Source organism: Paraburkholderia sp. RL17-347-BIC-D (assembly GCF_046027915.1).
In the GTDB taxonomy this organism is placed as follows: domain Bacteria; phylum Pseudomonadota; class Gammaproteobacteria; order Burkholderiales; family Burkholderiaceae; genus Paraburkholderia.
In genome coordinates, this window is the sequence record NZ_JARESS010000045.1 from 1 (window position 1) to 26,228 (window position 26,228).

Consider the following 26,228-nt stretch of genomic DNA (forward strand, 5'->3'; position numbering starts at 1 on the left):
TTCTCGTTCGGCTTCAACCGAAATCCGTGTTCGTCATTCAGCAAAAACCTTGCTCGCCTTCAACCGAAAACCCTGTTCGGCTTCGCCGAAATACGCATATTTAACATGAATCGAGAACGATTGCCGTAATGTGCGCTCGAGGCGCGCGGCATCGATTCCGTCGATAGAAAAGAGGCTCACCGCACCCAGCGTCTCGGTGTCGAGCGGCGTGTGAATCCGCAAGCCGTCAATGTCCGCGGCGCGTGCGGTCCAGTAGCGGGTCAGCGCACTCAACCTTGCATGAATGTTCGCGACGCCGATCGCCTGATGAAAGCGAATCGCCGGTTCTATGCCGGCTTGCAACGCCGAGTTATAGGTGCCGAGATTCCAGTGATCGAATTTGTCCACTGTGTCGGGCGTGGCATCGAACGGAGCGAGCAACGGCCAGGTTTCGCCTATGCGTTGTCGATTAATAATCAGCATGCCGTTGCCGACGGGCGCGCCGAGCCATTTATGCAGGCTCGTGACGAAGAAATCGCAACCGAGCCTGCGAAAGCTGACGGGCATCTGCGCGAAGGATTGCGCTGCGTCGACGATGGTGATGATGCCGCGCTCCCGCGCGAGCGCGCACAGGCGGGCGACCGGCAGCACTCTCCCCGTCCAGTGAAGCATGTGCGTCAGATGGAGCACGCGCGTGTCGGGACGCATTGCGCACGAATAGGCGGCGACGATTTCGTCATCGCTTGCGAGCAGATCGAACGCGACCGTGTCGACGACAATATTTTCGCGCGCCTGACGCTGTTGCCAGCCGCCAAGTGCGCTCGGATAGTCCCATGGAGACACTAGCACCCGCTCTCCGGCAGACAACGGGATGCCGAAAATCGCAACGCTAAGTCCTTCACTTGCATTCCGATTAAGTGCGATCTCCCCGGCGGAGCAATCTACGATCGTGGCTAACTGCCGCTTGATGTCCGGAAGTTTTGTGTCTAGTCCGGTCCACATGTTGACGTCGGGATTTTTGCTGACGAACCGGTAGGCGTCGATCACCGCCTGCTCGACGACGAGCGGCGGCGGACTCACAGCTGCGTTGTTCAGATTGAGCAGCGGGTGCTGCACGGGATACGATTCGCGCACGCGTGCCCAGTCCACGACGGCGTTTGTTGCGCAGGAAGTACATTCAAGCATGTTTCTCGTCCTGTTCTAGTTTCGGCGGGTCGCATCTGTAAAGCCGAAGTTAATTTATCCGGTAAAAGGCGGCCCGTGTAGTTGTTCAGGCAGAGGAAACCGCATGAATGTTAGGTTTTTGCCACCGTAAGCAGGATATTGTGCCGCGCTGCCACCAGCGACGCGCAGCCCGCTGTCGCGCGCCTGGTTCACTGTCTCGATCGGGGGCGAAGCAGCCGCTCGAACGTCACAGTGACGCACATCGCCAGCGGCCGCTCATGGCCGATTTTCGTCGGATGAGTACGCGAGCCAGCCCGGCGGAATTGCCGATTGCTGCTGTAAGTGGGGAAGTTTCGCGCGCTAAAGATTTGCTACAGCAAAGGGGAGCAACCCATATCTGACAGGTCTTGCGCCTGTCATTCCATCCCCTGAACTATCGCCGCTCGGACGGCTCGGCAAAGTCACTTTGTCCGGCACAGTTCGACCCGTGAGGGACTTTCAGCGAAGTCCCCCAACGTCTCAACTTCAGCGCACACCTGCCAGCGGCAAAGTCCGCGCGCTCCAGCATACCGCGTAGAGCGACTTAATCGAAACATCCATAGTGCTGACCGGCGATCTACCGACGTTTGCGGCAGAGTTCACGCCCGGCGTAGACGGCTAAAAACAGGCCAACGAGCGTGGCCGCTACGGCCAACGATTCATCTTGCCATCCGGGAGGAACCGACAACGTCGCATAAAACCACAGGCTCATTCCGATTGCTGTCATGAACAGGCCAAAGATAAGCCCCCAAACCGGTCCGGCCGTACCAGAGCTTCCTAATCTGTGAGACATGTTCATCGCTATACTCCCCGTTCCGCGCCGACGTTTCCTGATTGCCGCATCCTGCGAGTTCCGCATTCGCACGGTCTGAAGGTAGCGTACGCGTCCAAAATGACGCCTTCAACAACCTAAATTATCATCGAGGTCTTTAGAGTCTTGCGATCAAACAGACAGACACCAATGAAAGAGAGGGCAACCGTTTTGTGTGTCCGAGACAACCGTATTCTGCTGGTTGCCAGGGAAAGGTCGAGATGGGCGCTACCGGGCGGAAGAATCCGTCGGGACGAAGCGTCCCATGAAGCCGCGTTGCGGGAGCTGGAAGAAGAGACCACGCTCGTCGCAGATGAGCTAATGTATCTTTTTCAGTTTAACGGCTTCAACACGCAGCACCATGTCTTCTTCGCTGAGGTGGGGCCTCACCTGACCGCACAGCCCAGCAACGAAATTGCGAGGTGCAGGTGGTTCGCCCCGGTCAAAATCGCGACGCTTTCTTCCAGTGTGCCTACTCGTGGCATCGTGGAGCTTTTCTTCCGACACATCGGCATTCCGGATTTGGATGACGTACTGCGGACGTCGCAGCAGGTGGACCGGGTGACCCCATGAGCCGCACTTATCACTATCACGGATTCGATATTGAAGTGGCCGTTGAGACTGACTTCAGTTGGAAGGCCGGACCCAAGGGGACAACCAGCGTCGGATTTGTGGCGGTCGTGAGGATTAGCAAGGCCGGTGCATCTGTCGCCGTCTTCTCCCCGCTGCGTTTTGGCGAATCCCAAGGCAAGCCATTCCTCAGTGAGGCTGATGCGCTGATGGGCGGCTATAGTGCGGGACGACGTATTGTCGATGACTTGTTCAATTCGTAACCCCGTGCCCTGATGCCCATGCCGCGCAGGAAACCTGGCAGTCGTCCATCCAATTCTCCGAGGCTCTAGATGGCCGCCATGGCGCCATGACCGACCATTCGGTAGCGCCGGACGACTGTCTCCTCGTGGCCGAACCCTGTCCGATGCCGACGAGCGTCAGAGGGGACTCCAAGGCACGTGAGGTGCACGTTTATGGTTCCAAATATCAAACGCCGCAATGCGTGTTTTTCCAGATTCTTGAGGCTCCGTGGGGCCGCCGAATTCGGTTCTCAATGAGTTATTCCGACATCAAGCCGGCCTCGCGCGGGCTTTTTTCTTTCCGGCATACAATTTCACTGGTGGCCGGGGCAAACTGATGGTCTTTCGGCCCACATCGAGTCCATGCCAGCCCCGTTCAGACCCACGCCAGAGCAGCAAGCCATCGTAGAAGCGTCCGGCAGCGGCGACAATCTCAAGATCAAGGCTAACGCGGGTGCGGGAAAAACATCGACACTGCGTCTGGTCGCGCATCGGCTTGCTCCACGGCGTGGTACCTCCCTCGCGTTCAACAGGGAGATCGCTGAGCACGCGCGGCGGGGCTTTCCGGATAACGTCGTTGCGCGGACTGTCCACTCGCTCGCGAATGCCTCGACACCGTCCGGCTTGACCTCGCGGGTGAGCCAGCGCGCCGAGCCGCCGCACGAGCTTGCGGCAAGGTACGGCCTGAGCTCCGTTGAGGTGCCATCTGTCACTGGCAAGACTCTCGAGCTCACCTCCTTCGACCTGGGGCGGATGGTCGCCGATGGACTTGGACACTTCTGTCGTTCCGCTAGTCCCGTATCATCTTTGCTTGATCCGCTTGCCTTACCGCGACAGAACCTGCGCGAAGCCCGGATCACGTGAATACCGCGAGCCCGCGCGGCCACCCGTGATTCGATCACCGAAGGGCTATCGATACGGTTGCCCGGCGGGTCAGACATGTTGCCCCCCGTTGATGTGGATCTCGGCGCCGTTGATATAGGACGCCGCCGGCCCGCAAAGGAAATGGATTGTCTCCGCCACCTCGCGAGGGTTACCCAACCGGTGAAGCGGAATCTCCTTGTTGACAATCTCTTCGGTGCCTGGCGACAAGATCGAGGTATCAATCTCTCCAGGAGCAATCGCATTGACACGTATGCCCTCTGATCCAAACTCATGAGCCATCTCTCGCGTCAGGGCGAAAAGTGCCGCCTTGGACACCGCGTAAGCAGTACCTGCGAAGGGATGGACTTTGAAGCCGGCAATCGAGGTGACATTGACAATCGCGCCCTTGGCGCGTGCAAGTTCCTGAAAGAGAGCCTGGGCGAGCAAGGCATTGGAGACCAGATTGACGTTGAGGACGGTCGACCACGTGCGGATGTCGCTCTTGAGTACGCCAAGTCGCATTCGATCTTCGCCTTTAGGTGAGATCCCGGCATTGTTCACGAGCGCGTGCAGTTTGCCGTCAGGAAGCCGCCGGCGTACTTCGTCGGCAATCTTCTCGACGGAATTCAAGTCCGCAAGGTCCGCCTGAATATGCGACTCCCGCGCAGCTCGCCACTTGCAGTCGTCGGAGAAGGCCTGTCGCGAAACGGTGAAAACCTTCCAGTTGTGTTCCTGGAACAGTTTTACAGTTGCGTGTCCGATCCCACGACTCGCGCCGGTAAGTAACATATAGCGGACTGAATCTTCTGCGTGGGGCGTTTCGGACAATCGACCGATCGATGCGGGTGCCATGTTCATAGTTTTGTCCGGGATAGCGCCGTCGTTGAGACGTTGGGGTCGACCCGCAGCCACTCGAGAGAGATGGCACGGGGGATTCAGACTGGTCGGTAAGTGGAAAAACCGGGGCGTGAGTCGGCCGTAAGGGCCCGCAACAACGAACCAGAAGATGACGAAGCGAAACCGACGGACACACTCGCCGGCGTTCAAGGCAACGGCGAGAACGAGTGGCGGGCTGGATGCCGGATCTGGTGCAACAATGCTCTTCGGCTTGCTCATCGTCGGTACCCTACTCGTCCAGTTCGACGCCGTAGCCGATTCGCCTTCGTTTGCACGCGATCCGGACCTGCCTTGATTTTGTCGAGACGATAGGAGAGGCGAACGAAAGGAGTAAGGCGTTGGTGCAGCACGATGCCGGGCGGAAGCACGCCGTACTCCTTGCAGGCTTACATCGGCGGCGCGACGCCGTCCTTTTCGACAACGACGAACTGACCGCCATAAGTGCCGCCCGTCATCGGCATTGCCACGACAAACACCTTCTTGCCCGTCGTCAACTCAGCGCGGGTCGCCGGAAGAAGCGTCACGACCGGAACGTTGTCCGGCACGGTGATGGTATTGCTGCCGCCCTTGTATGAAACCTTGAGATCGCGACCGCTCGTGCCTTGCACCACCGTATCCACGTTGGCATTCGTCATCGTACTGTTCGCGCCGAGATCCCACGCGTAGTGGCCTTCGCCCGTACCGCGAGCGGCTTCCGGAAAGACCAGAACTTCCCTGGCGGTCAGCTTGCCATCAGGGCCGGGCATGGCAGCCGCGCCGACATAAGAGCCCGGTTTGATATCGGAAAGCTTGATCGCCTTTACGGCGTTGACACCGGACGACTCTGGCATTTCGATCGTCACGGTGTCCCCACTGCGCCGATGCACCTTGAGGGTGCTGCCAGCGAACGACACAATCTCGCCACGGAGTCGTTCGGGCTTGCCGGCTGGGGACTGAGCGAACGCTGCACCGGCGAGCGTCATTGCGACAAAGGAAACAGCGAGCTTGAAACGGATTGACATGATTGCTCCGTAGGGTTTGTTGAGTTGAGGAGATCTTTGCGACTTGTGGCTCAGGATCCACCGAACCAGTTGTAGCCCTGGTTTTCCCAATAGCCACCGGGGAATTCGTTGGTTACGGTGATGCCTACAATGTGCTTCGGGTTCTTGTAGCCGAGCTTCGTGGGTATGCGAAGCTTCATGGGGAAGCCATACTTCGCGGGCAGCAGGCTACCGTCATAGGTCAGCGTGAGCAGCGTCTGCGGATGCAACGCCGTCGGCATGTCGATGCTGGTCCAGTAGTTGTCGGCGCAGTGTAGTGCGACGTATTTTGCAGTTGTATCGGCGCCGGCCCGCAAGAGAAAGTCGGAAAATCGCACCCCACCCCACTTGCCGATTGCGCTCCAACCTTCAATGCAAATGTGCCGCGTAACCTGGCTCTGATGCGGCAACGCATGCAGTTCGTCGAGCGTCCAGATTCGCTTGCCTTTGACGAGACCACTGAGTTCAAGGTGGTAAACGCGTGGGTCGACGTCGGGTACCTGGTCAATGTCATAAAAGGCATTGAACGGAAATGGTCGCGTGATCATCGATTCAGGATAGGTCGGCGCGAGTCTGCGCGGATCGAACAGCAGGGCTTGCGCGCTATCGTTGAATGAAGACATTCTGCGCAGCATGGTGTCGACCGATTCTTCGTTAGTCAAATCGCAGCCCGACAGTAGCGCGAGTCCGCCCATGGTCAGGATTCGCTTGCCAAACAGGCGGCGTGCGGCTGATCGCAGTTCCTTTTCTGCATCCTTGATGATCGATGCGGTGTCGAGCGGTCGTACGGATTTTCGTGAAGTCACGGTTAGCGGCCCCGGATCATGGTGAGCAAAGATCGCGGCGCGAGCGCAACCATCACGACATGTATCGAGAAGAAGACGACGAGCACGCCCATCGCGACGAAGTGGACGATGTGTGCGTTGTCGAAACCGCCCATCAATGTTCGCAGGATCGGCAATTGAACCGGCTTCCAGATAGCCAGGCCTGATAACACCACGAGCACGACGTCAGCGATCACGACGAGATACGCAAACTTCTGTACTGCATTGTATTGGCTAAGATCGTCCTGACTGAGGTTGCCGCGTAGCGCGGCAACCAGGTCGGCGGCAATCGAGCGAATGCCGATGGGAAAGAGTTTTTTGCGCAGGCGTCCCGTCAAAATGCCCAGAACCAGGTATGCTACAAAGTTCGCGACCAGTATCCACATGACCGCGAAATGCCAAAGCAGCGCACCGCCTAGCCAGCCACCCAGTGTGATGGAGGCTGGAAACCAGATGGCCTTGAAGATGGGCGATGCGTCATACACTTGCCAGCCACTCAGGCACATGATTATGACAGCGGCTGCATTGATCCAGTGGATGATGCGAACCCATACGGGATGTATCGTTGCGTGTGTCAAGACGGCCTCACTGTCAACGGTATTAAAAGTCTGAAGCGTGTTCTGCGGCTGTCACCGGCGAGAGAAAGCCAACTGTGCATCGTGCCTCTCCTCGCAGACTCAGTTCGAATCCTAGCTCGCGAAAGACTGTCACGTTGCGCGGTTATCGTTTGGACACTCGTGCTTTAGCCCGCGACAAGAATCGCATCCGGAGCCGTTCAACGCTATCGGTCAAATGACCGACCAGGACGAGTCCTCCTGATTGGAGTGATGGCGTGTCGAAGCACGGGAGAAATGGCCTCGGTCATTCGACCGATGCCGTTCGGCACGCGTCGATGTCATTCTATGGCTTCACTTACGTTGCATATCGCAAACGATGTATCCATTGGCAGCAAACACGCAGACCACTTCTGTGGGCGCGATTGAGCACCTAACGCGAAGATGTTTAAAAGCATCGCCGCCGGCGGCAACATGTCAGGTATCCATCCAGGAAATACCGCGCGTTCCAACTGCGTAGTGCGCTTTCCGACTTCGGATCTTAGTCTCTGAGGAGTTTGAATGATTAAACGTAAAATTGAATCGAGTAGCGCCCGTGAAGCGCAATGGCTCAAATCATATTATTCCGTCCGGGCAGCATTTTCCGCCGTTTGGGTGGCGTTAGCATTTTTAATCGGTAAGCACGCTACAGCTGGCGTCGCAGTTCTGCTTGTCATTTATCCCGCCTGGGATGCTTTTGCCAATTTCATCGACATGTCGCGCAGCGGTGGAACGGGCAAGAACCGGACACAGGCCATTAACATCGCTGTCAGTGCCGTTACAACGCTCGCAGTGCTCCAGACGTTGAGCGTAGGGACGCCTCCGGTACTCGAAATCTTTGGTGTTTGGGCGATCCTCTCGGGGCTACTTCAACTCGCTACCGCGGTCCGCCGTTGGAAGGATCTTGGGGCGCAATTGGCAATGATTCTAAGCGGAGCGCAATCCGCGCTCGCGGGAGCATTCTTCATTAGCCAAAGCGGGGGAACAATGCCTCCCGCTATTTTCAGAATAGCGGGCTACGCAGCCGTTGGAGCAGTTTACTTCCTGATATCCGCCGTATGGTTACATGTGAAGCATGCACGACGTAACTCTATTTGAGGGCCTGCCAGAAACGTAGTCGCAGTTGTCTCAACACGAAAACACGAGATTATCGGTGACTGAAAAGCGGATATCTATGGCGAGCCGTTCAATAGGAGTTCAGTTAATGGCAATTAAATCTCTTAGCATTCGATCACTATTCATTCCTCTCTCCGCTTCACTCTTCTTCGCAGCGCCTTATTCAACAGCGTCAGCTCCCGCTGCGAAAACGTTCCTGCCATTGATTGAATTGACAGTAACGAGACTCAGCATTGCAAAGCAGGTCGCCTTGGTGAAATGGGATTCAGGCTCCGCAATCGAAGATCTCCCGCGAGAGGAAGAGGTTCTGGCAACTGCCAGGACGGAAGCTCGCGCCGCAGGCATATCCGACCAGGAGGCAACTCACTTTTTTTCCGATCAGATAGAAGCGAATAAGCTCGTTCAATACGGCCTTTATGCGCAATGGCGGCGAATCGGAGGAGCGCCCAATGAACCAAGGGCCGATCTGGCACGCGACATCCGTCCGACGCTTGATCGATTGCAGAAGGAGTTCCTACAGGTTCTGGTTTCGACAAGAGATTTGCGCACAGAACAGGGGTGCGGCGAGAGACTCGCCCGAGAAACGCAGTTATACGTTAAAAGTCGGGCTTTGGAGCCGCTCTACGGATTCGCCCTCGAGCGTGCGCTTGCGAGAGTTTGTGTACAAGGTTGAAGTGCTATTCAGTGCATTTGCAGAGACTCCCCGGCACAAACGTCGCTTTTTGATTCGCCCGTACACTGCAAACGTGGAAGGGATCAGCGAGACTTATCGTCGGACCAGGTCAAGCCGTTCATAATCGAGAGGTTCGGCCAGAAAGGCGTAGTACTGCGCGTTGAATCGCATGGTCTTTCTGGTCGCCTTCTCACTCGCCATCCATGCTTCTGAGGCCCCGCGTCCGAGACGCTTGCCGGACTGAAGCAGCAGCGACGAGTATAGCCGCCCGGTTGAATGCGGGTCAGATGTCGATCGCATTGGTTTCGTTGCAACAAAGATCGCCCAACATCCTGTTTTCCTATCGTGACTGCCAATGCCCCTTGGCATCGGTCGTTCGACCCGAATGCCGATATCATCGGAAAGCACTGTCGCGCAGCATCCCGTATCGTCGCGTATGATTGTTAACCCATCCTCGTGACGTTCCATACTCAATCCGATGTTCGACCTTGAGGCCAGCCATGCCGCGCTGCGTATATTCGATGCCGTGAGAGCACTCGCTTTCATCGGCGATCTGAGCATGGGACAACCGACCGACCACTCGTTGCGCACCGGGTGGCTGGCAGTGCGGCTCGCGCACGCGGCCGGACTCGAGGCCTCGGCTTGCGACACGGTCCGCGAGGTGTCGCTGCTACGCTGGTCGGGTTGCACGGCAAACGCGGCAGGGTTCGCAAAAACGTTAGGCGACGACATCGCGATCCGGAGCGCGATGCTTGAGGACAGGCCCGGCATCGCCGAGGTGACTGGCGGAGTCGGCGCCGCAATGATGCCGCTTGCGCAAACTCACTGCGAAGTATCCGGCGAGGTCGCGCGAATAATGGGTCTTTCAAATGCGACCGAAACGGCGCTGCGCCACATTTTCGAAACGTGGGACGGCAAAGGCTTGCCCGCGCAACTCGCACGCGAGGAGGTGCCGATATCCGTGCTGGTCGTTGCGCTTGCCGGTGATCTGGAGGTGTTCAGCCGCACCTACGGCGTCGAAGCTGCGCTTGCGCTGATCGAACAACGCTCCGGTGCACGGTATCCGGCGCACCTCGTAGCGACAGCAACACGCCACGCAGGAAGTTGGCTGACGGAACTGGAGCGTAAATCGCTGGCTGATTTTGACGTCGCGCTGGCGACATCCGATATGCAACGGACGACGTCGACGGAATTGATCGCCGACGTCATCGATCTAAAATTGCCGTGGATGACGGGCTTTTCGCGTGCGGTCGCAATGACGGCTGCCGAATGTTACGCTCGGTTCACGTCGGATGACGCGGCACGCTCGCTCGTATATCGGGCTGGATTGATTCATGGCAGTGGCAGGGCCGCCGTGCCCAATAATGTGTGGAACCTACCCGGGCCGTTGTCGGCGAGCGCCTGGGAAAAGGTGCGGCTGGTGCCGTACTGGACCCAGCGCGCCGGCAAGCAGACCGGCGCGCTGGGCGAAGCCGCCGCACTTGCGTCGTATGCGTACGAACGACAAGACGGCTCGGGGTATTTCCGCGGCGCTGGCAATCCGGAACTGATGTTGGAGGCTCGCGTGTTGGCTGCGTCGGTGGCGTGGGTTGCGTTGCGCTCGACGCGGCCTTGGCGCTCCGCTCTGGCCGACGAGGTTGCCGCACACCTGTTGCAAGGCGAGGCTGCAAACGGCCGGCTATGCCGCGAGGTGGTGAATGCACTGGTGGCGGAACGCGTGCCCACCGCCAGACGCGCGGCAAGGAGTGCGCCGCAAGGTCCGCGTCTGTCTGCGAGAGAGATCGACGTCCTGCGCGCGATCTCGCGAGGTGCGAGCAGCAAGGAAGCCGGGCAGGAGCTGACAATGAGTCCGAGCACGGTGCGCACCCACGTCGAGAACGTGTTTCGCAAGCTCGAGTGTTCGACACGCGCAGCAGCGACGCTCAAGGCGTTGACGATGGGCTTGATCTAGATGCACGGTGTTGCGTGTCCGAGTCATAGACAGCACTCGCCTGATTCAGTACGCGCTGCGCGCGCCCTTCCCGGGCCGCCTTAGCGAGACCCCCCGGCCAGCACAATGTCCGGTACGCCGCCCGCCTGCATCATGATATAGACGACCTCGTCGTTGGTTTCGTTCTTCACGTGGTGAACGGTTCCCGGTTCAACCGAGTAAAAATCACGCACCGCGGTGCTCTGAACATGGCCGTCTATATTCAACTCAACGGTCAGGACGCCACGGACCACGAGAAACCGATCACTGACATTCGTGTGGTGATGCCATTGCGTCTCACCACCGGCTTGAACCGTCGTTTGCAGGATCGCGCAGCCTTCCTCGCGCAATAGCGTCTTATACTGCACCTTGCCGTTGGCAAGCGGAATATCGTTGTCATCCATCTCATTCTCCGATGCGAGCCGACAGCGTGTTGCTGGCGGTTTTGGTTGTCAGGACTTGGCGGAATGCGGACAAACCGGGCGGCAACCACCCGTCAGGTTCGTTGATCGTTCATGATGTCCCGATACACTTGCGGCGGTATCCGCCCACCGACCACAACAATCCTTCGATCAGGAAGTAGACGGCGCCCATGGCCTGGCTTAAAAGCAGCACTCCGGCCAGCGCCGACCGTGCGCCGCTCGAGATCATTCCCCATTGTGCGCCGGAGCGCTTCCAGCGACAGACGGCATGGTAGAGCTGGAGAGCTCCTGAAAGAGCGGCCCAAACTCCGAATGCTCGAGGTAGCCAGCTCAAAACCATGAAAACAACGAATTGATGAACCGACATTGCACTCATCCTCCAGGAATTCCTGTGAGCTTTGCCCTGAGTAACCCGACTTTCGTCACCTCGAGAATCGGTGTGGCTCGAACGACATCATGACATTCGATTGATCTCTGAGGCATCGGTCAAATGACCGACCCAATTCGAAAGTCGTCACATACGGCTATTGGCCCGCAATGTAGGTATTTCCCGGCTGAAGCCCCAGGCAGGAGCAGCAATCGCCAAGACCCGACAACGAGTGGCTTTAAAGGACGTTTCCGTTCCAGTCGAAAGAAGCCGGAAGACCAAAAAACGACGCCGCTATCGGCATGGCGTAATTCATCATGTTCTTTCCATGATGAACCTTGAGTCCACGCGCGTGCGCAGCTCCAAGCAGCGCGGTCGTGTGCGGTTCCATGATCACATCGGCGACGAGTGCATGGGACGGCAGTGCGTCGACGGGAAATGGCAGGGCGTCGCTGGCGTTCAGCCCGACCGGCGATGCGTTGATGGCGATATCGATGTTCTTCATCGACGGCATTCCCGTTGCGAGACGGGCGCTGGATATCGTAGCAATCGAGCGCGCCAACTCACGTGCACGCCCTTCATCGGCGTCATGGACGGTGAGGCTTGCGATCTTCTCCATTCCGAGCGTCCATCCTATGCATCGGCCCACACCGCCGCAGCCGTGCAAATAGATGTTGGCGCCCTCGAGACTCACGCCATCCGCATGCAAGCCCGCGAGAAAACCGGCGCCATCGACGTTGTCGCCTTCCCAGGTCCCATCCGTAAGTCGCCGCAGCAGATTGACGGAACCGATGCGTCGCGCACGTTGCGTCAACACGTCGGCGTGGTCCATTGCCGCGAGCTTGTGCGGCATGGTGAAGATTGCACCATCGACGTTTTCAGTCGCCTTCAGCCCTTTCATCGCCGTATTGAAATTTGAAGAGGTGACGTCGGCAGGCAGCATCAAGGCGTTGACGCCGTAGCGCTTGAAGAGCGCGCTCCAAACAATCGGTGCACGAACATGCGCGATGGGCGAACCAAGGATATAGAAGAGACGCGTCAACGCATCGACGGGTGAGTCGACAGAATATCTTTCATCTTTAATCGTCATCATATTTTTCCATGTTGGCGCCGGATCTTTCAACCCGACGCAGGCCAGTCAATGCGAAGCCGCATTCTGTAGCATCGGCAGCACCGTATTGTTCCGGCGGCCGCCGATATACGCCGCGACGATCGCCGTACCGATCGGTATCGTGAGTGACATGAAGAGCTGGCCGAAGCTCCAGTTCAGACTCAAAAGGATCGCTCCGACATATGCCCCCGATATGGCGCCGAAGCGTCCGATGCCCGTCATCCAGCTCGTACCCGTGGCGCGCATCTCCGTCGGATAGTAGTTCGCGGCCATCGCAGTCCATCCCGTGTTGGTCGAGTTGGTGCAGTAGCCGAGAAGGAACACGGTCATCATCAGACCGGCGAGCGTGAATGACACCTTTGCCAGAATCACAGTGAAAACCCCTGCGGCGAGCAACGTGCCGATCATGACCCTGTGAGCCCTGAAGCGGTCCATCTCCCACCCAATGACGACGTTTCCAAGCGTGCCCCCAACCTGCATCATGGCAGCGACCAACGCCGCCTCACTCAGCGAAAAGTGAACGCCCGTCACCATGATCGGCAACCAGCTATTGAGGAAATAGACGGTCATCAGGTTCATGAACAGGCCGACCCAGAGCGCGAGCGTGACAGTCCTATGAGGTTTGCTCACTACGAGGCGGATAGCCCCCTGCCCCGCGTGTGCGCGCTCAGCGGCGATGAACATGGTCGAGGAGTCGGCGGATGAAGGCTCGACTTGATTGAGCACGCGCATCAATGCGTTGCGCCCATCCTGTTTCACCGCCAGAAACTTTGCAGATTCTGGCAGCACGAACGCCAGGACGAAAGCAAAGAGAATCGGCACTACACCACCGACCAGCAGTATCGACTGCCATCCATGCCGGTCGATGAGATAAGTCGAAAGGAACCCGCCACCGGCGGCACCGAGCGTGAAACCGCAATAGATCACGGTCACCATGATCGAGCGATACTTCCTGGGCGCATACTCGGACGCGATCGTGGCCGCATTGGGCTGCGAAGCGCCCAGTCCTAGGCCGGTCAGGAAGCGCATGACCGACAGCACCGCGAGATTCGGCGACCACGATGAAAGCAGGCTCATCAGGCCGAAGAAGAAAACAGCACCGATCACGAGCTTCCGTCTGCCGAACTGGTCAGCCAGCGGCCCCCCGGTCAAGGCGCCTATCGCAAGTCCGAAAAGACCCATGCTCAGGACTGGTCCCAGCGCCGTTTGACCAACCTTCCAGTCTTTGATGATCGCTGGCGCAATGAAGCCCATCGCGACGACATCAAATCCGTCGAGAATTAGCACAGTCAATCCCAGCATCATAATCTTCCAGTGGAAAGCGCTGAAGGGACGCGTATCGAGGAAGTCCTGAACATTGAGTTGCCTGGCAGCGGACACCTGCGTCTCCTTATTTATTTTCACTCGTGTATGCACCGCTTCATGCAATGGCGTCGCCGGCTCTGAACCGGATATCCGCACTGATCTGGATCTTTTGACCCGTCCGCGCAGCTTCCACGACAGCGAGGGTTGTTGCGAGCGTCTGCACGGCATCGTGTGCGTCAATGAGCGGTTCGACCACGCCGTTCACAACATCAATGAAGTGCCGCAATTGATTTGCATAGACGTTTTCTTCTTCCATTGGAATGCGCTCGTCCTGAATCGGGCGATGACGGCCTTTCTCACCGTCATATGACCAGAGCGTGCTGTCCGGCAATGAAAGCGAGCCGTTGGTGCCCGCGAAGAAATGTGTTGGCACCGGACGGTAATCGAAAAGCTGGCGGTCTTCTCCGGCTGCGGTATCCCAGTTCCATGGCGTCGCGGCGGTGTCAGAGAGGCTGATGTTCGCGACCATTCCGTTCTCGAGTTCGAGTGTGCAGGCGGCTGAATCCTCGACTTCATGCGCCCGGGTCCTGCTCGACGATACCGCCTGAACCGAAACGATCTCTCCACAAAGGTGCCTGATCAGATCGATCTCATGGATCATGTTGATGAGAATCGGGCCACCTCCGGTGCGGCGACGCCAAGGCACCACAAAGTAATCATCGGGTTTGTAAGCCAGGCACATGATGTTGGCGACCACCAGCTTGCCGATGCGTCCCTCACTTATCACCTTCCTTGCAGCCCGCACCATCGGGTTGTGCCGACGGTGATGTCCGACGAGCACTGGCACGCGCGCAGAGCGTGCTGCCTCGGCGAGTGCGCGCACGGTTGCGAGGTCATCGCCAATCGGCTTTTCGATCAGCACCGGAATCCCACGGTCGATACACGCCATTCCGACTTCCACATGCGTGCTGTTTGGCGTGCACACGATGACCGCGTCGATGCGCTCCGTATCGAGCAGCTTGCGATAGTCCTTATAAAGCCCCACGCCCAGTGTACCAGCGTGGTGTTCGGCTTCAGGAGATGGATCGGCGATCGCCACGAGCCTGCATTGATCGCTATTCGCGACCTCCTGCATATGACGCTTGCCGATGACTCCCGCTCCGATTACCGCGATGTTGATTTCCGACATTTGACTAAAGCCCCCTCAGCATCGAGCGTATATGTGAACATGTTCCTATCTGTGTTTTGTGACTTTAGAATCCAAACAAGCAGGTTGTCAACGGATTTTCCAGTCGCGTTCACGTATGGGAACAAACATGCGTTCGCCTCTGAAAACTGGCAAAACGTGCTTGACTCCGTGCCCACTAGAAATCACTATGTGAACGTATTCCCATTTATAAACTCGAGGACATCCATGAACGCTGTGATGCTTGACCGTTTGGCCATTCGCGAAGCAATTGAAAACTGGGCCGTGTGGCGGGATGCAGGAGACTGGGAACGGTTTGCGAGACTGTGGCATCCGGAGGGCGTGATGATGGCCACCTGGTTTCAGGGCAGCGGACCTGAGTTCATTCGCGTGACGCGAGAGGGTTGGGCACGCGGCGTCAGCATTCTGCATTTTCTCGGTGGCACGTCCATCGATCTCGCTGGTACGCGTGCGATCGCGCAGACCAAGATGACCATCTCGCAACGCGGAGACGTGGACGGTCACCGAAGCGACGTCGTGTGCACCGGGCGCTTCTACGACTTCTATGAAAAACTGGATGGCGAATGGCTGCTGCGCCTGCGTCAGCCGATCTATGAGAAAGACCGCATCGATCCCGTCGAAACCGGCGTGAAGCTGAATCTCGATGCGGAGATACTCGGCCGCTTCCCTGAAGGTTATCGTCATCTCGCGTATATTCAGACCAAGATCGGCTATGACGTCAAACGCGACATGCCCGGACTCACCGGCCCTGCTGTCGATGCGCTCTACGCGCGCGGCCGCGCGTGGCTCGATACGGGAACCCTGTCATGAGAGGTCAGATTGACGCTTTCACCTACAACGCGTTGCCGGCTCGCATCGTCATGGGCTCGGGAAAGCGCAAGGAGGTCGCGGCGGAAGGTGCAAGACTCGGATGCACACGTCCTTTAATCGTCACGACACCCGAACAGGCGTCGCTCGGCGACGACGTTGCGCGGCAGTTCGATGCCGGATCAGCTGCCGTCTTCGCCTGCGCCGCGATGCATACGCCTTGGGATGTAACCCAAAGGGCGCTCGATGCCGCTCAAAGCGTGCGCGCTGATTGCGTGGTTGCCATCGGCGGCGGTTCGTCCATAGGGCTCTCGAAAGCCATTGCGTTGCGCACGAGATTGCCGCAGATCGTGCTGCCCACGACGTATGCGGGCTCCGAGGTGACGCCAATTATCGGCGAGACGCGCGATGGGCAGAAGCACACGCAGCGCACGTTAGAGGTGCTGCCCGAGGTCGTCATCTACGATGTCGAATTCACGCTGAGTCTGCCTGTCGCGCTGAGTATCGCAAGCGGTCTCAATGCGATCGCGCATGCGGTCGAGGCACTTTATGCGTCGGACGCCAATCCGGTGACTTCGCTGACGGCGGAGGAAGGGATCGCGGCCCTGAGGGAATCGTTGCCGCTCGTCGCCCAGTCACCGCAGTCCGTCGAGGCACGGCGCCTCGCCCAGTACGGCGCCTGGCTGTGCGGCATATGCCTCGGAGCAGTTGGAATGGGCTTGCATCACAAGATATGTCACGTACTCGGCGGAACGTTCGACCTCCCGCATGCGCAGACGCATGCGATCCTGATTCCGCACGTCGTCGCCTACAACGCGCATGCCGCGCCACATGCGATGGCGCGCATTGCTCGCGCACTGAATGCACCGCACGCGTGGACCGGGTTATACAATCTTGCCGCCGAACTCGATGCGCCGCGTTCGCTCGAAGCGCTCGGTATGCCTGAATCGGGCATCGACCGCGCAGTGGAACTGATCATGCAAAACACCTACTCGAACCCCCGTACGCCCGACGTTCACACGCTCGGTCAAATGCTTCTAAAGGCATGGAAAGGTATGCCTCCAGAGCCGATGGAATGAGGATGCCCATGCGAAACTTCGATGAGGACAACATTACCCAGGCCGTACTCGACAGCCTGGGTGGCTGCGCAACCCCGCGCACACGCCAGATTAGCGAGGCGCTTGTGCGTCACCTACATGCCTTCGTGAAAGAGATAGAACCAAGCGAAGCGGAATGGGCAGCTGCAATCGCCTTTCTTACGAGGACCGGGCAGATGTGCTCGGATACGCGGCAGGAATTCATATTGCTGTCGGACACACTTGGCGTATCCATGCTCGTGGATGCGATCAATCATCGCTTCGATGAAGACACCACGCAAACCACGGTGCTCGGGCCGTTCTATGTGGAGGAAGCCGAGCATTTCCCGATCGGCGCGCATATCTCGCGCAAGTCCGATGGGCTGGCACTGCTCGTCGAAGGTACGATCGAAGATTCCCGAGGCAATCCGATAGCGGGCGCATTGATAGAAACGTGGCACGCCGACGATCGCGGCTTCTACGATGTTCAGCGCGACACCGGCAAATCGGCGCTCGACATGCGTGCGCGCTTTCGTACTGACCAGGCGGGACACTTCTGGTATCGTTCCGTCGTGCCCGCTGCCTACCCTATCCCGAACGATGGCCCCGTGGGCGAGATGCTGGACGCTCAAGGGCGGCACCCGTTTCGTCCCGCGCATGTACATTTCAAACTGAGCGCACCGGGCTTCGAGACCATCGTGACGCATGTCTTCATCGACGACGATCCGTATCTGGACTCGGATGTCGTCTTCGGCGTGAAGGATGCCCTGATCACTAAGCTCTCAAGGATAGAGGGATGTGCGAGCCCCGGCGGACACGAAGTCGAGCCCGGCACGTCGTTGATCGCGTACCGGTTCGTGCTCCCAGACAAAACCAGAAACTAACGGAAGGAATCGTGCACAAACTTTCCTTGCATCACCTGACCATGCTCGACGCACACCCGTTGCAGCTCGTCGACGCCGCGCATGCCGGGGGATTCGACTACTACGGATTGCGCGTCGTCGCGCCGACCGCAGCGGATACCATCATCGATGTGGCACATGATCCCGTTCTCATGCGGGAACTGTCGGCTCGAATGGAAGCGACTGGCGTGCGTCTGCTCGATATCGAAGCGATCTGGTTACAGGCCAGTACGCGTATCGAAGACTTGCTTCCGGCCCTGGAGGCAGGGCACCGTCTTGGCGCGAAGCATGCGCTGGCCGTGGGCTTCGATGACGACCGCGCTCGCCTCGTCGACAACTTCAGCGCACTGTGCGAAGCCGCCGCACGCTTCGATATTACCGTCGGACTCGAACTGATTACCTATTGTCCTGTCGGCACACTAGATGACGCGCTTTCGCTGATCCGTTCAAGCCGCCAGGCGAACGCGCGTATTCTGATCGACACGCTGCAGGTGTTTCGCTCCGGCGCCAGCGTGGAGGATATCGGTAATGTGGAGGCAAGCCTCGTCGAATACATTCAGATATGCGACGGCCCGCGTACTTCGCCTGATTCGGTGGACGGGCGGAGAACGGAAGCGCGCACTGCGCGCCTGCTACCCGGCGACGGCGAACTCCCCTTGCGCGAACTGTTGGCGAAATTGCCGCCTGACCTGACGCTTGCCGTCGAGGCCCCAACCCGCGAATTACGTGGGCGCCCATTCGATCAACAGGCGCGCACCATCATGGAAAGGATGCAGCGCTTTCTCGTCTAGGCGCGTTACTCCGCCAGGTATTGACGCTGAATCCGTGCCGCCGAAGTCGTGAGAATGGCGATGGCCCGCTCGCCGATCTCTTTCGAATAACGCACGGCCGGAATCGCCAGATTCAACGAGCCGAGCGGGAAACCGTTTGCCGACAGGATGGGCACGCCGACACCCACGATGCCCGGCGTGTACTCTTCCAACGAATGCGCGTAGCCTTTCTTGCGCACGTCCTCCAACGTAGCGAGCAAGGCTTTCTTGGTGGAGATCGTGTTCTTCGTGAAGCGCTCAAAGGTGACCGTTCGCATGTACTCCTCACGCATCACGTCAGGAAGATGAGCAAGAATCGCCTTGCCGCCAGACACGGCATAGAGAGGCGCGAGATCGCCGAGCCGCATGTGCGATTGCAGGCGCTGCTGACTGATGACCGTGGCGACGACTTCGACCTGTTCGCCCTTCAGCTGGTTGAGCGCGCACGATTCCGCGGTCTGCTGCGTGATGTCGCGCAAAACCGGTTCCGCACAGGCGATCAGACTGCGCACCTGGTTCGACTGCTGAGCGAGCTTAAGAATGGCGTCGCCGAGCCGGTAGCCTCTGGTCTCGGCCACGAAGCGCAAGTACCCGCGATCCGTGAGATTGCGAATCAGCTTCGTCAAACTGCTCTTCGGGATGTCGAGCGCCTCCACTATTTCCGTATGCGACATTTCGCGGCCCCATTGAGCCAGAAGCTCAAGCAGGTCCAGGGTACGGTCCGCCGACTTCACGGTACTCGCTGTCTCGACATCATTCGTGCGCATGATCATCTGGTCCTTGTTCATATATGGGAACATGGTACATCGCGTCCGGTAAATGTCAAGCGGGCTGAGCTGTCGACTTGCTCACTCCCTGAAGAACAGAATTGGAAAATAGCACTTGTTCCCACCCACGAACGCGTTCACAATTGTATCTACTTATCGAACTTCAACTGGACGGCGCAATACACGCGAGGAGCATATGGAAAAAATCACACAAGGCTTTGGAGGCAGCACCTTCTCATTCATGTGGCAAGACACGGCGCTCGCTGCGATGCGGAAGATGCAAAAGCTGGATTTGAACGACTTCGACGTGCTGGTCGTCCCCGGTCATCTCTGGCCCGATGAGCTTTCCGCAGCGGATCGATCCGGCATGGCAGGCAACTTGAGACGCGAAGGCATTCGCATCGAGTCGCTCAATCTTCCGGCGCTCGATCTCAATCTCGTCAGTCGCGTCGGAGAATTCCGACGCTATTCCATTGACCTGTACGTCCGCACGATGCAACTCGCCTCGGACCTCGGCGCGGGCGCAGTGGTCGTCGTTCCCGGCAGGGTCTCTTCGCTGTTCCCTCCACCTCGCAAGGATTCGGAGCTGCTCCTTCGAGACAGCATGGAGCAGCTTGTCCGGGTTGCCGAACGGCTCGATCAGAAGATCTTCGTTGAGCTTCATCCACAGACACCCATTCCGACCACGGACGCAATGCTTGGCTTTCTCGACGGGCTGGGTCATGAAAGGCTTCAGATTGCCTACGACGTCTCGAACGCCGAATTCGTCGGAGAAAATCAGCCCGACGCGATCAGGCGATCGGGCAATCGCATCGGGCAACTACATCTTTCCGATGGGACACGCACCCAGTGGCGCCATGACCGTATCGGCCTTGGAACGGTCCGCTTCGATGAAATCCTGAGCGCGGTGAAAGAAATCGGAGTTTCCGCAACTTCCATTCTCGAGATCATTTCCTCGTCGCCGCTGGAAGATATGCGCACGTCTGCCGACGTGCTCAAACGCAGCGTGCTCGATTAATCCAGTTAACGGACCTTCCTTCCATGCGTTTATCTCAAGATGCTGTCCAGATTCCCTCGTCGTTTGAGCATCGGTCCGCAATCGTAAACGATGTCAACCTGCATTACGTGATTGGTGGCAAGGCGCCGGGTTCCGCGCCGCTGATGCTCCTCATCCACGGCTTTCCGCAAAACTGGTGGTGCTGGAATAACGTCATCGCTGAACTGGGAGAGCGATATACCGTCGTCGCGCCGGACCTCAAGGGCGTTGGCTTGTCCGACAAGCCCCCGGTCGGATATACGAAGCGCGAAATGGCTACCGATCTCCACGCTCTCGTCGAGAGCCTGCATGGAGCGCCCGCACATATCGTCGGCCACGATATCGGCGGGATGATTGCCTACGCTTACGCAAGCCGCTATCCCGCGCGTTCGCTCACGATCATCGACGTGACCATTCCAGGTATCGGCGATTGGGATCAGGTGATCGCGGATCCGCATGTCTGGCATTTCGCCTTTCATCAAAGACGCGATCTACCTGAAGCCTTGATCGTCGGCGGGCGAGAGCACGTGTACATCAGCTCGTTTATCAATCAGCAAACATTCCGCCGGGGCTCGATCTCTCTCTCGGACATCAACGAGTATGTCGAGGCCTACAAACAGCCGGGTGCGTTTCGCTCTGCCATGGAGATGTATCGCCAGTTCCCCCAGGACGCAATCGACAACCGCAGTGCAGGACGACTTCCCGACGAACTCCCGGTGCTTGCCATTGGCGGCGAAAAGCGGTGGGCAGGCCGCGTCGGCGAACGGCTCGGCACGGTGTCATCGAACGTGACAAGCGTATCGATTCCAGACGCCGGTCATTTTGTTGCCGAAGAGCAGCCGGAGCGCTTCATCGATGCGATGTTTCAGTTTTGCAGGTGATGAAATAAAGAACATAGGAGACGTAACGTGGAAGCCGAATCAAAAATCGACATCAAGACATTCCTGGATGACCGGCCGTTGTGTGCCTTCCAGATTCGCGTTGTTCTATTGGGTTTGCTGGTGTTGATCCTCGACGGGATGGACACCACTGCCATGGGGTTCGTTGCGCCGGCCCTCGTGGCCGACTGGAAAATCGCGCGCGTTGCGCTATCGCCGGTTTTCATGAGCGGGCTGTTCGGTCTCGCCGTCGGTGCTCTCGCAGCAGGTCCGATAGGCGATCGGGTCGGCAGGAAGGCGGTCATCGTCTCGTCGGTTTTTCTGTTCGGCTTCTTCAGTCTTGCGTCGTCCTTTGCGAACGACATATGGACCCTCGCGCTGCTGCGATTTCTGACGGGACTCGGTCTGGGTGCCTCCATGCCCAACACTGCGACGTTGGTATCGGAGTATGCGCCCGCAAGGCATCGCAATCTTATGATCACGCTCGTGTACGCAGGCTTTGCGATCGGCGGCGCGATGGGCGGCGTTGCGAGCAACGTCCTCATCGAACTATCTGGTTGGCGCGCGGTTCTCTTCGCCGGCGGCGTGCTGCCGATCGCACTCGGGATCGTGATGATCCTCGCGCTGCCGGAGTCTGTTCGATTTCTTGCGACACGCCCTGACAAAAGGCTGGCGGTTCAACGCATCATGCAGAAGCTCGCGCCTGGTGTCCTGCTTGCCGGCACGGTCATCCGCACCACGGACGACATGGCGGGCAGCGGGAGAGGCAAGGTGGCGATCATCGTCGGGCGCGGGTATCTCATCGGAACCGTGAGTCTATGGGTCGGCGTATTCGCGACACTCTTTACGCTCTACCTCATCAATAGCTGGCTGCCGCTGATGGTCAAGGACGCAGGCATGAGCCTAGGCGATGCGTCGTTGATCGCGACGCTCGGCCAGACCGGCGGAGCACTGGGTTCGCTGGCTGTCGGCTGGTGCATGGACCGCTATTCGCCTCACAAGGTGCTCTGTGCAACGCATGTCGCCGCCGGCCTGTGTGCGCTGTGCATCGCTGTCACCGAGCGCACGTTCATCGCCACGAGTCTGCTCGTATGCGCGATGGGCTATTGCATGAACAGCCTGAACGTGGGCTATGTCGCCTTGGCCGCACGCTTTTATCCCACGTTCGTCCGCGCCACGGGTACGAGTTGGGAACAGGGTATAGGCCGGTTCGGGGCCATCAGCGGTGCGGCAATGGGGGGCGTACTGCTTGCGACTGGCTGGAGCTTCAATGCAGTGTTTGGCGCGCTTTGCGTACCAATGGCGATCGGCATGGTCGCCATTTTGATCAAGAGCATCTTCGCTGCCGATGTCGTGAACGCCGACATGCCAGCGTCGAGCATCGAAGATGCCACCACCTTCGCAGGAGAATTGAGATGACCCAAGAAAACATTCAGTTCCGCTCTCACCGTCTTCATGATGGAAGACTAGCTTATCGTCGCAGCACATCAGCCACCGCGAAACAGACCGTGCTGCTTCTGCATGGTTGGCCGCAAACATCCTGGGCGTGGCGGCGGGTCATACCTCTGCTGAGCGAGCAGTTCGATGTAATCGCGCCCGACCTCCCCGGGTTTGGCGATTCCTCGAAACCGGAGTCCGGCTTCGATAAGAAGACCATCGCGCACAGGCTTCATGAATTGATCGAAGCGCTCGGTATAGAAAGGGTGGCCATCGTTGGTCACGATCTCGGCGGGCACGTTGCGTATGCATACGCCGCCCAGTGGCCGAACGCGGTCAGCCACTTCATCTTTGTCGAAAGCAGTCTTCCCGCATTCGGACAGGAAGAAGCAATGGACGTATCGCGCGAGGGAAGCTGGCACTTCGGTTTCAACATGGCCGGCGACATATCGGAATCGCTCGTCGCAGGTCGCGAGTTTCTCTTTGTGAACCACTTCATGCGCCGGCAGACCGTTGGCGTATTCGACCCCGATTCGGTCAGCAGCGACGACGTCAACGTCTACGCTCAGGCACTCGCCCGCCCGGGCGCGTTGCGTTGCTCCTTTAGTTACTACAGGGCCTTGCCGCTCGACCGGCAAGACAACGTCATCTGGGGCAAGACACCGCTTTCGATGCCTGCGTTGAGTGTCGGCGCGCAATGGGGCTATGGGCCATCCTCCGCTCAAACGCTTCGCCGTGTCGCGGCGAACGTCTCGGAGATCGTCATTGACGACTGTGGTCATTACGTTCCGGAAGAGCAGCCTGTCGAATTCGCCAGGGTGGTGGGTCGATTCATATCGAATGAAACTGTATAGTCAACCTGCAAGGAATAGATATGGACCCTGCGGAGTATCGACACAGCGTCGTTCAGGTAAAGAACCTCAAGCTGCATGTCGTATTGGACGGAGATGGTCCGCCCGTCGTGCTTCTACACGGGGTCTCTCAGACCTGGTTTGCGTGGCGCAAAGGTAATGCCCCTGCTTGCATCCAACCATACCGTCATTGCGCCGGGGCTGCGCGGCGCGGGCTATTTCGACTGTCCTCACGGCGGTTACGACAAAGCGACCATGGCCGCCGATATTCACGAGATGATGCATGCGCCAGGTTTCGAACGTTACGCGGAATGCGGACACGACATCGATGCGATTGTCGCGCTGACGGTCGCCTGCAACTATCGTCAGGCGGCAACACATCTTGCCATCCTCGATTCAGCGATCCCGGGCTGGAGCAAGTGGGAAGCGATCTTATCGGATCCGCGTGTCTGGCATTTTTCGTTTCACATGAAAGAGAACCATCCCGGGATGGCTGCTCCACGGACGCGAATATGACTATGTCTCCGCCTTTCCTTTCGAGCGTACCGACGATCATTCGACGGAAGACATCGAGACTTATGCAAGGGCCTTCACGCAGCAAGGACGCACGCGCTCTGCGCTCGAATGGTACAGAGTCTTCCCTAAGGATCATGCCGATGCATTGCGCTGGAAGCAAACGCATCTTCCGATACCCGTACTTGCTTCCGGCGGACAGCATTGATGGTGCGGGAATGGCGGAGATTGCCAGAGAGTTCGCAACGGGCGTGACGGGGCGACGTATCGCCGATACAAATCACTGGCTTCCGGTGGAGCGTCCGGTCAGGACAGCCCATGCCATCCTGAACTTCCTGAGATTTAGGTCGACGCCAACCAGCGCGTGATGAGGTTATATGGAAACAGGTCATATCGAAGGATTCGAAGCGCGCCGGTGTCCCGGTCATGGTGTCACGATCGATTCGCTCGTTGGCGGTTCAGGTCCGCCACTCCTTTTATTGCATGGCGCGCCACAGACACGGGTCTGCTGGAGCGCGGTCGCGCCAGTGCTGGCCGAACATTTCACAGTGGTCGTGCCCGACCTTCGCGGATATGGCCGAAGTGACAAACCGCACGGCGGCGGCGATCACTCCGCCTACTCGAAGCGTGAGTTGGCATTAGACCAGATAGCGACAATGAACGCCTTCGGATTCGAGCGCTTCAGCGTGGCCGGACACGACCGTGGAGGACGTGTCGCTTATCGTCTCGCGCTGGACCATCCAGACCGTATCGACCGTCTTGCGGTGCTGGATATCGTACCGACGAGCGATGCCATGGACGCGCTCGACCGGCATTCGGCACTGCGCTTCTGGCACTGGGCGTTCCAAGCACTCGACGAGCCGTTTCCGGAGCGCATGATTGGCAACGATCCCTCCCTCTACGTCGCGACCATGTTGAGCGCACACGCATCCAAAGGCTTTCAGTTCGATCCGTCGAACGTTGCCGACTATCTGAAGAATATCGGCGACCCTGCCGCGATACACGCCATGTGCGAAGACTATCGGGCAGCATGGACATTTGACCGCGAGCTGGATGAATCGGAACGGGGCGTCCGCACCATTGAGGCACCTGTCTTCGTTCTTTGGGGACAAGAGACGCCAGCGGCGAAATCACCGTTGGAAAAATGGCGCTGCTGGGCGCAGGTCGTTGATGGTCACGCCATCCCATGCGGGCATTTTCTGCCCGAAGAGGCGCCCATTGAAACTGCAACGGGACTTCTACAGTTTTTCTCTTGACCGCCCGAGATAGTAACTATCGAGTTTGACACTTCCCCGTAACGAGCCCCGGAGAACACCGAGCCGCGATGAAGATGTATCGGCAATTCGCTCAAGATGCCATTGAAAACCGCGACGCAGGAAAGTTACCGGACTCCGTTCCGATTCTGGCACTGGGCGGTGATAGACCGTGGAGGCCTCACATTGTTCGCCGACTGAGTTCTGTTTCCGACAATGTGCGCGGTGGTTCACTGCCTAAATGTGGGCGCTTTCTTGCCGAAAAACAGCTCGGTCTTCTCATGGAAGCGTTACGAGACTTCTGCAAGCATTGAATGGCGTGGGCGGCTCTGCCAGCCTCCAGCTCTGCTTTCTAAACGCCTCCTGGTCTCGATGCCCAGCGTCACTGGATCGGAAAAGGTGAACCTCTGCGAATCCCGGAGACTGCCCATGTTGCATAAACGCGCTGGGTGCTTATGGCCGCTCGTCGCATCGCCGGCATCCCTTCAGGTATTCACGACAGTTGTTGCCATATAGGAATTCGTTCCGTATAGTATTATACCTACCGAAACCGCAAAGTGATTCAACCGCTTTGCGGCCACCGATGTCCACACTCCGTATTTCTCTTGATAGACCAATTACCAATTTCAGTCATCGAAGTCATCTCTCGATTGCGATGGTCAACCGGGCGACCGCCTCGTTACCGACT

The 26,228-nt window shown here is 58.2% G+C and carries 28 protein-coding genes; 17 read left to right on the forward strand and 11 right to left on the reverse strand.

The window, feature by feature from the left end; translation table 11 throughout:
- Positions 1 to 33: 33 nt before the first annotated feature.
- Positions 34 to 1,164 (reverse strand): aminotransferase class V-fold PLP-dependent enzyme, encoded by a 1,131-nt coding sequence (locus tag P0D96_RS37100; RefSeq protein ID WP_408318602.1) that lies wholly within the window; start codon positions 1,162 to 1,164, stop codon positions 34 to 36.
- Between the two features lie 979 nt (positions 1,165 to 2,143).
- Between P0D96_RS37100 and P0D96_RS37105 the strand changes: the two genes are divergently transcribed.
- The 3 genes from P0D96_RS37105 to P0D96_RS37115 all read left to right on the forward strand — a co-directional run bounded on the left by P0D96_RS37105 (position 2,144) and on the right by P0D96_RS37115 (position 3,708).
- The gene (locus P0D96_RS37105) at positions 2,144 to 2,566 is read left to right on the forward strand and encodes an NUDIX hydrolase (RefSeq protein ID WP_408318604.1); all 423 of its coding nucleotides are present in this window, start codon (positions 2,144 to 2,146) and stop codon (positions 2,564 to 2,566) included.
- Positions 2,563 to 2,826 (forward strand): hypothetical protein, encoded by a 264-nt coding sequence (locus P0D96_RS37110; protein WP_408318606.1) that lies wholly within the window; start codon positions 2,563 to 2,565, stop codon positions 2,824 to 2,826. The genes P0D96_RS37105 and P0D96_RS37110 overlap by 4 nt, the downstream gene beginning before the upstream one ends.
- A gap of 381 nt (positions 2,827 to 3,207) precedes the next feature.
- The gene (locus tag P0D96_RS37115; protein WP_408318608.1) at positions 3,208 to 3,708 is read left to right on the forward strand and encodes a DEAD/DEAH box helicase family protein; all 501 of its coding nucleotides are present in this window, start codon (positions 3,208 to 3,210) and stop codon (positions 3,706 to 3,708) included.
- A gap of 69 nt (positions 3,709 to 3,777) precedes the next feature.
- Here the strand turns inward: P0D96_RS37115 and P0D96_RS37120 are convergent, their stop codons facing one another.
- The 4 genes from P0D96_RS37120 to P0D96_RS37135 all read right to left on the reverse strand — a co-directional run bounded on the left by P0D96_RS37120 (position 3,778) and on the right by P0D96_RS37135 (position 7,026).
- Positions 3,778 to 4,566, reverse strand: a complete 789-nt coding sequence (locus P0D96_RS37120) for an SDR family NAD(P)-dependent oxidoreductase (protein ID WP_408318610.1) — start codon at positions 4,564 to 4,566, stop codon at positions 3,778 to 3,780.
- Between the two features lie 425 nt (positions 4,567 to 4,991).
- The gene (locus P0D96_RS37125) at positions 4,992 to 5,606 is read right to left on the reverse strand and encodes a hypothetical protein (protein WP_408318612.1); all 615 of its coding nucleotides are present in this window, start codon (positions 5,604 to 5,606) and stop codon (positions 4,992 to 4,994) included.
- A 50-nt stretch (positions 5,607 to 5,656) separates the two neighbouring features.
- Positions 5,657 to 6,430 carry a molybdopterin-dependent oxidoreductase gene (locus tag P0D96_RS37130; protein ID WP_408318614.1) on the reverse strand — a complete coding sequence of 258 codons (774 nt, stop codon included), beginning with the start codon at positions 6,428 to 6,430 and terminating at the stop codon, positions 5,657 to 5,659.
- 2 nt (positions 6,431 to 6,432) lie between these two features.
- Positions 6,433 to 7,026, reverse strand: a complete 594-nt coding sequence (locus P0D96_RS37135) for a cytochrome b/b6 domain-containing protein (RefSeq protein ID WP_408318616.1) — start codon at positions 7,024 to 7,026, stop codon at positions 6,433 to 6,435.
- 537 nt (positions 7,027 to 7,563) lie between these two features.
- Here P0D96_RS37135 and P0D96_RS37140 point away from each other — a divergent pair.
- The 3 genes from P0D96_RS37140 to P0D96_RS37150 all read left to right on the forward strand — a co-directional run bounded on the left by P0D96_RS37140 (position 7,564) and on the right by P0D96_RS37150 (position 10,781).
- Positions 7,564 to 8,139, forward strand: a complete 576-nt coding sequence (locus tag P0D96_RS37140) for a DUF308 domain-containing protein (RefSeq protein WP_408318618.1) — start codon at positions 7,564 to 7,566, stop codon at positions 8,137 to 8,139.
- A 106-nt stretch (positions 8,140 to 8,245) separates the two neighbouring features.
- The gene (locus P0D96_RS37145; RefSeq protein ID WP_408318620.1) at positions 8,246 to 8,830 is read left to right on the forward strand and encodes a chorismate mutase; all 585 of its coding nucleotides are present in this window, start codon (positions 8,246 to 8,248) and stop codon (positions 8,828 to 8,830) included.
- A 478-nt stretch (positions 8,831 to 9,308) separates the two neighbouring features.
- Complete coding sequence (locus P0D96_RS37150) at positions 9,309 to 10,781, forward strand: HD domain-containing phosphohydrolase (protein ID WP_408318622.1); 1,473 nt, start codon at positions 9,309 to 9,311, stop codon at positions 10,779 to 10,781.
- An 80-nt stretch (positions 10,782 to 10,861) separates the two neighbouring features.
- Here the strand turns inward: P0D96_RS37150 and P0D96_RS37155 are convergent, their stop codons facing one another.
- The 5 genes from P0D96_RS37155 to P0D96_RS37175 form a co-directional block, all read right to left on the reverse strand.
- Entirely contained in the window at positions 10,862 to 11,203 is a 342-nt protein-coding gene (locus P0D96_RS37155; RefSeq protein ID WP_408318624.1) for a cupin domain-containing protein, read from the reverse strand.
- A 109-nt stretch (positions 11,204 to 11,312) separates the two neighbouring features.
- The gene (locus tag P0D96_RS37160; RefSeq protein ID WP_408318626.1) at positions 11,313 to 11,588 is read right to left on the reverse strand and encodes a DUF308 domain-containing protein; all 276 of its coding nucleotides are present in this window, start codon (positions 11,586 to 11,588) and stop codon (positions 11,313 to 11,315) included.
- Positions 11,589 to 11,826: 238 nt separating this feature from the next.
- A complete protein-coding gene (locus P0D96_RS37165) occupies positions 11,827 to 12,681 on the reverse strand; it encodes a shikimate dehydrogenase family protein (RefSeq protein ID WP_408318628.1) in 855 nt (284 codons plus the stop codon).
- Between the two features lie 45 nt (positions 12,682 to 12,726).
- Positions 12,727 to 14,079, reverse strand: a complete 1,353-nt coding sequence (locus P0D96_RS37170) for an MFS transporter (protein ID WP_408318630.1) — start codon at positions 14,077 to 14,079, stop codon at positions 12,727 to 12,729.
- Between the two features lie 40 nt (positions 14,080 to 14,119).
- Complete coding sequence (locus tag P0D96_RS37175) at positions 14,120 to 15,193, reverse strand: Gfo/Idh/MocA family protein (RefSeq protein WP_408318632.1); 1,074 nt, start codon at positions 15,191 to 15,193, stop codon at positions 14,120 to 14,122.
- Positions 15,194 to 15,418: 225 nt separating this feature from the next.
- Here P0D96_RS37175 and P0D96_RS37180 point away from each other — a divergent pair, with 225 nt between their 5' ends.
- From P0D96_RS37180 to P0D96_RS37195, 4 genes are read left to right on the forward strand one after another with little or no spacing between them, the layout of a single operon-like run.
- On the forward strand, positions 15,419 to 16,021 hold the full coding sequence (locus tag P0D96_RS37180; RefSeq protein ID WP_408318633.1) for a nuclear transport factor 2 family protein: 603 nt from the start codon (positions 15,419 to 15,421) through the stop codon (positions 16,019 to 16,021).
- Entirely contained in the window at positions 16,018 to 17,097 is a 1,080-nt protein-coding gene (locus P0D96_RS37185; RefSeq protein WP_408318635.1) for a maleylacetate reductase, read from the forward strand. The genes P0D96_RS37180 and P0D96_RS37185 overlap by 4 nt, the downstream gene beginning before the upstream one ends.
- 8 nt (positions 17,098 to 17,105) lie before the next feature.
- Positions 17,106 to 17,978 (forward strand): intradiol ring-cleavage dioxygenase, encoded by an 873-nt coding sequence (locus P0D96_RS37190; protein WP_408318710.1) that lies wholly within the window; start codon positions 17,106 to 17,108, stop codon positions 17,976 to 17,978.
- An 11-nt stretch (positions 17,979 to 17,989) separates the two neighbouring features.
- Positions 17,990 to 18,787: a sugar phosphate isomerase/epimerase family protein gene (locus P0D96_RS37195; RefSeq protein WP_408318636.1), complete on the forward strand. Its 798-nt coding sequence runs from the start codon at positions 17,990 to 17,992 to the stop codon at positions 18,785 to 18,787.
- A 5-nt stretch (positions 18,788 to 18,792) separates the two neighbouring features.
- On the opposite strand, the gene P0D96_RS37200 is transcribed toward P0D96_RS37195, so the two are convergent.
- Positions 18,793 to 19,572, reverse strand: coding sequence for an IclR family transcriptional regulator (locus P0D96_RS37200; protein WP_408318638.1), 780 nt, complete (start codon positions 19,570 to 19,572; stop codon positions 18,793 to 18,795).
- Positions 19,573 to 19,768: 196 nt separating this feature from the next.
- Between P0D96_RS37200 and P0D96_RS37205 the strand changes: the two genes are divergently transcribed.
- The 7 genes from P0D96_RS37205 to P0D96_RS37235 all read left to right on the forward strand — a co-directional run bounded on the left by P0D96_RS37205 (position 19,769) and on the right by P0D96_RS37235 (position 25,854).
- Positions 19,769 to 20,590, forward strand: coding sequence for a sugar phosphate isomerase/epimerase family protein (locus P0D96_RS37205; protein ID WP_408318640.1), 822 nt, complete (start codon positions 19,769 to 19,771; stop codon positions 20,588 to 20,590).
- A 23-nt stretch (positions 20,591 to 20,613) separates the two neighbouring features.
- Complete coding sequence (locus P0D96_RS37210) at positions 20,614 to 21,489, forward strand: alpha/beta fold hydrolase (protein WP_408318642.1); 876 nt, start codon at positions 20,614 to 20,616, stop codon at positions 21,487 to 21,489.
- A 27-nt stretch (positions 21,490 to 21,516) separates the two neighbouring features.
- Entirely contained in the window at positions 21,517 to 22,905 is a 1,389-nt protein-coding gene (locus P0D96_RS37215) for an MFS transporter (RefSeq protein ID WP_408318643.1), read from the forward strand.
- Positions 22,902 to 23,777, forward strand: coding sequence for an alpha/beta fold hydrolase (locus P0D96_RS37220; RefSeq protein ID WP_408318645.1), 876 nt, complete (start codon positions 22,902 to 22,904; stop codon positions 23,775 to 23,777). Before P0D96_RS37215 ends, P0D96_RS37220 begins: the two co-directional genes overlap by 4 nt.
- 156 nt (positions 23,778 to 23,933) lie before the next feature.
- The gene (locus P0D96_RS37225) at positions 23,934 to 24,290 is read left to right on the forward strand and encodes an alpha/beta fold hydrolase (RefSeq protein ID WP_408318647.1); all 357 of its coding nucleotides are present in this window, start codon (positions 23,934 to 23,936) and stop codon (positions 24,288 to 24,290) included.
- A gap of 374 nt (positions 24,291 to 24,664) precedes the next feature.
- On the forward strand, positions 24,665 to 25,543 hold the full coding sequence (locus P0D96_RS37230) for an alpha/beta fold hydrolase (protein WP_408318649.1): 879 nt from the start codon (positions 24,665 to 24,667) through the stop codon (positions 25,541 to 25,543).
- Positions 25,544 to 25,611: 68 nt separating this feature from the next.
- Positions 25,612 to 25,854, forward strand: coding sequence for a hypothetical protein (locus P0D96_RS37235; RefSeq protein ID WP_408318651.1), 243 nt, complete (start codon positions 25,612 to 25,614; stop codon positions 25,852 to 25,854).
- Positions 25,855 to 26,228 lie beyond the last annotated feature (374 nt).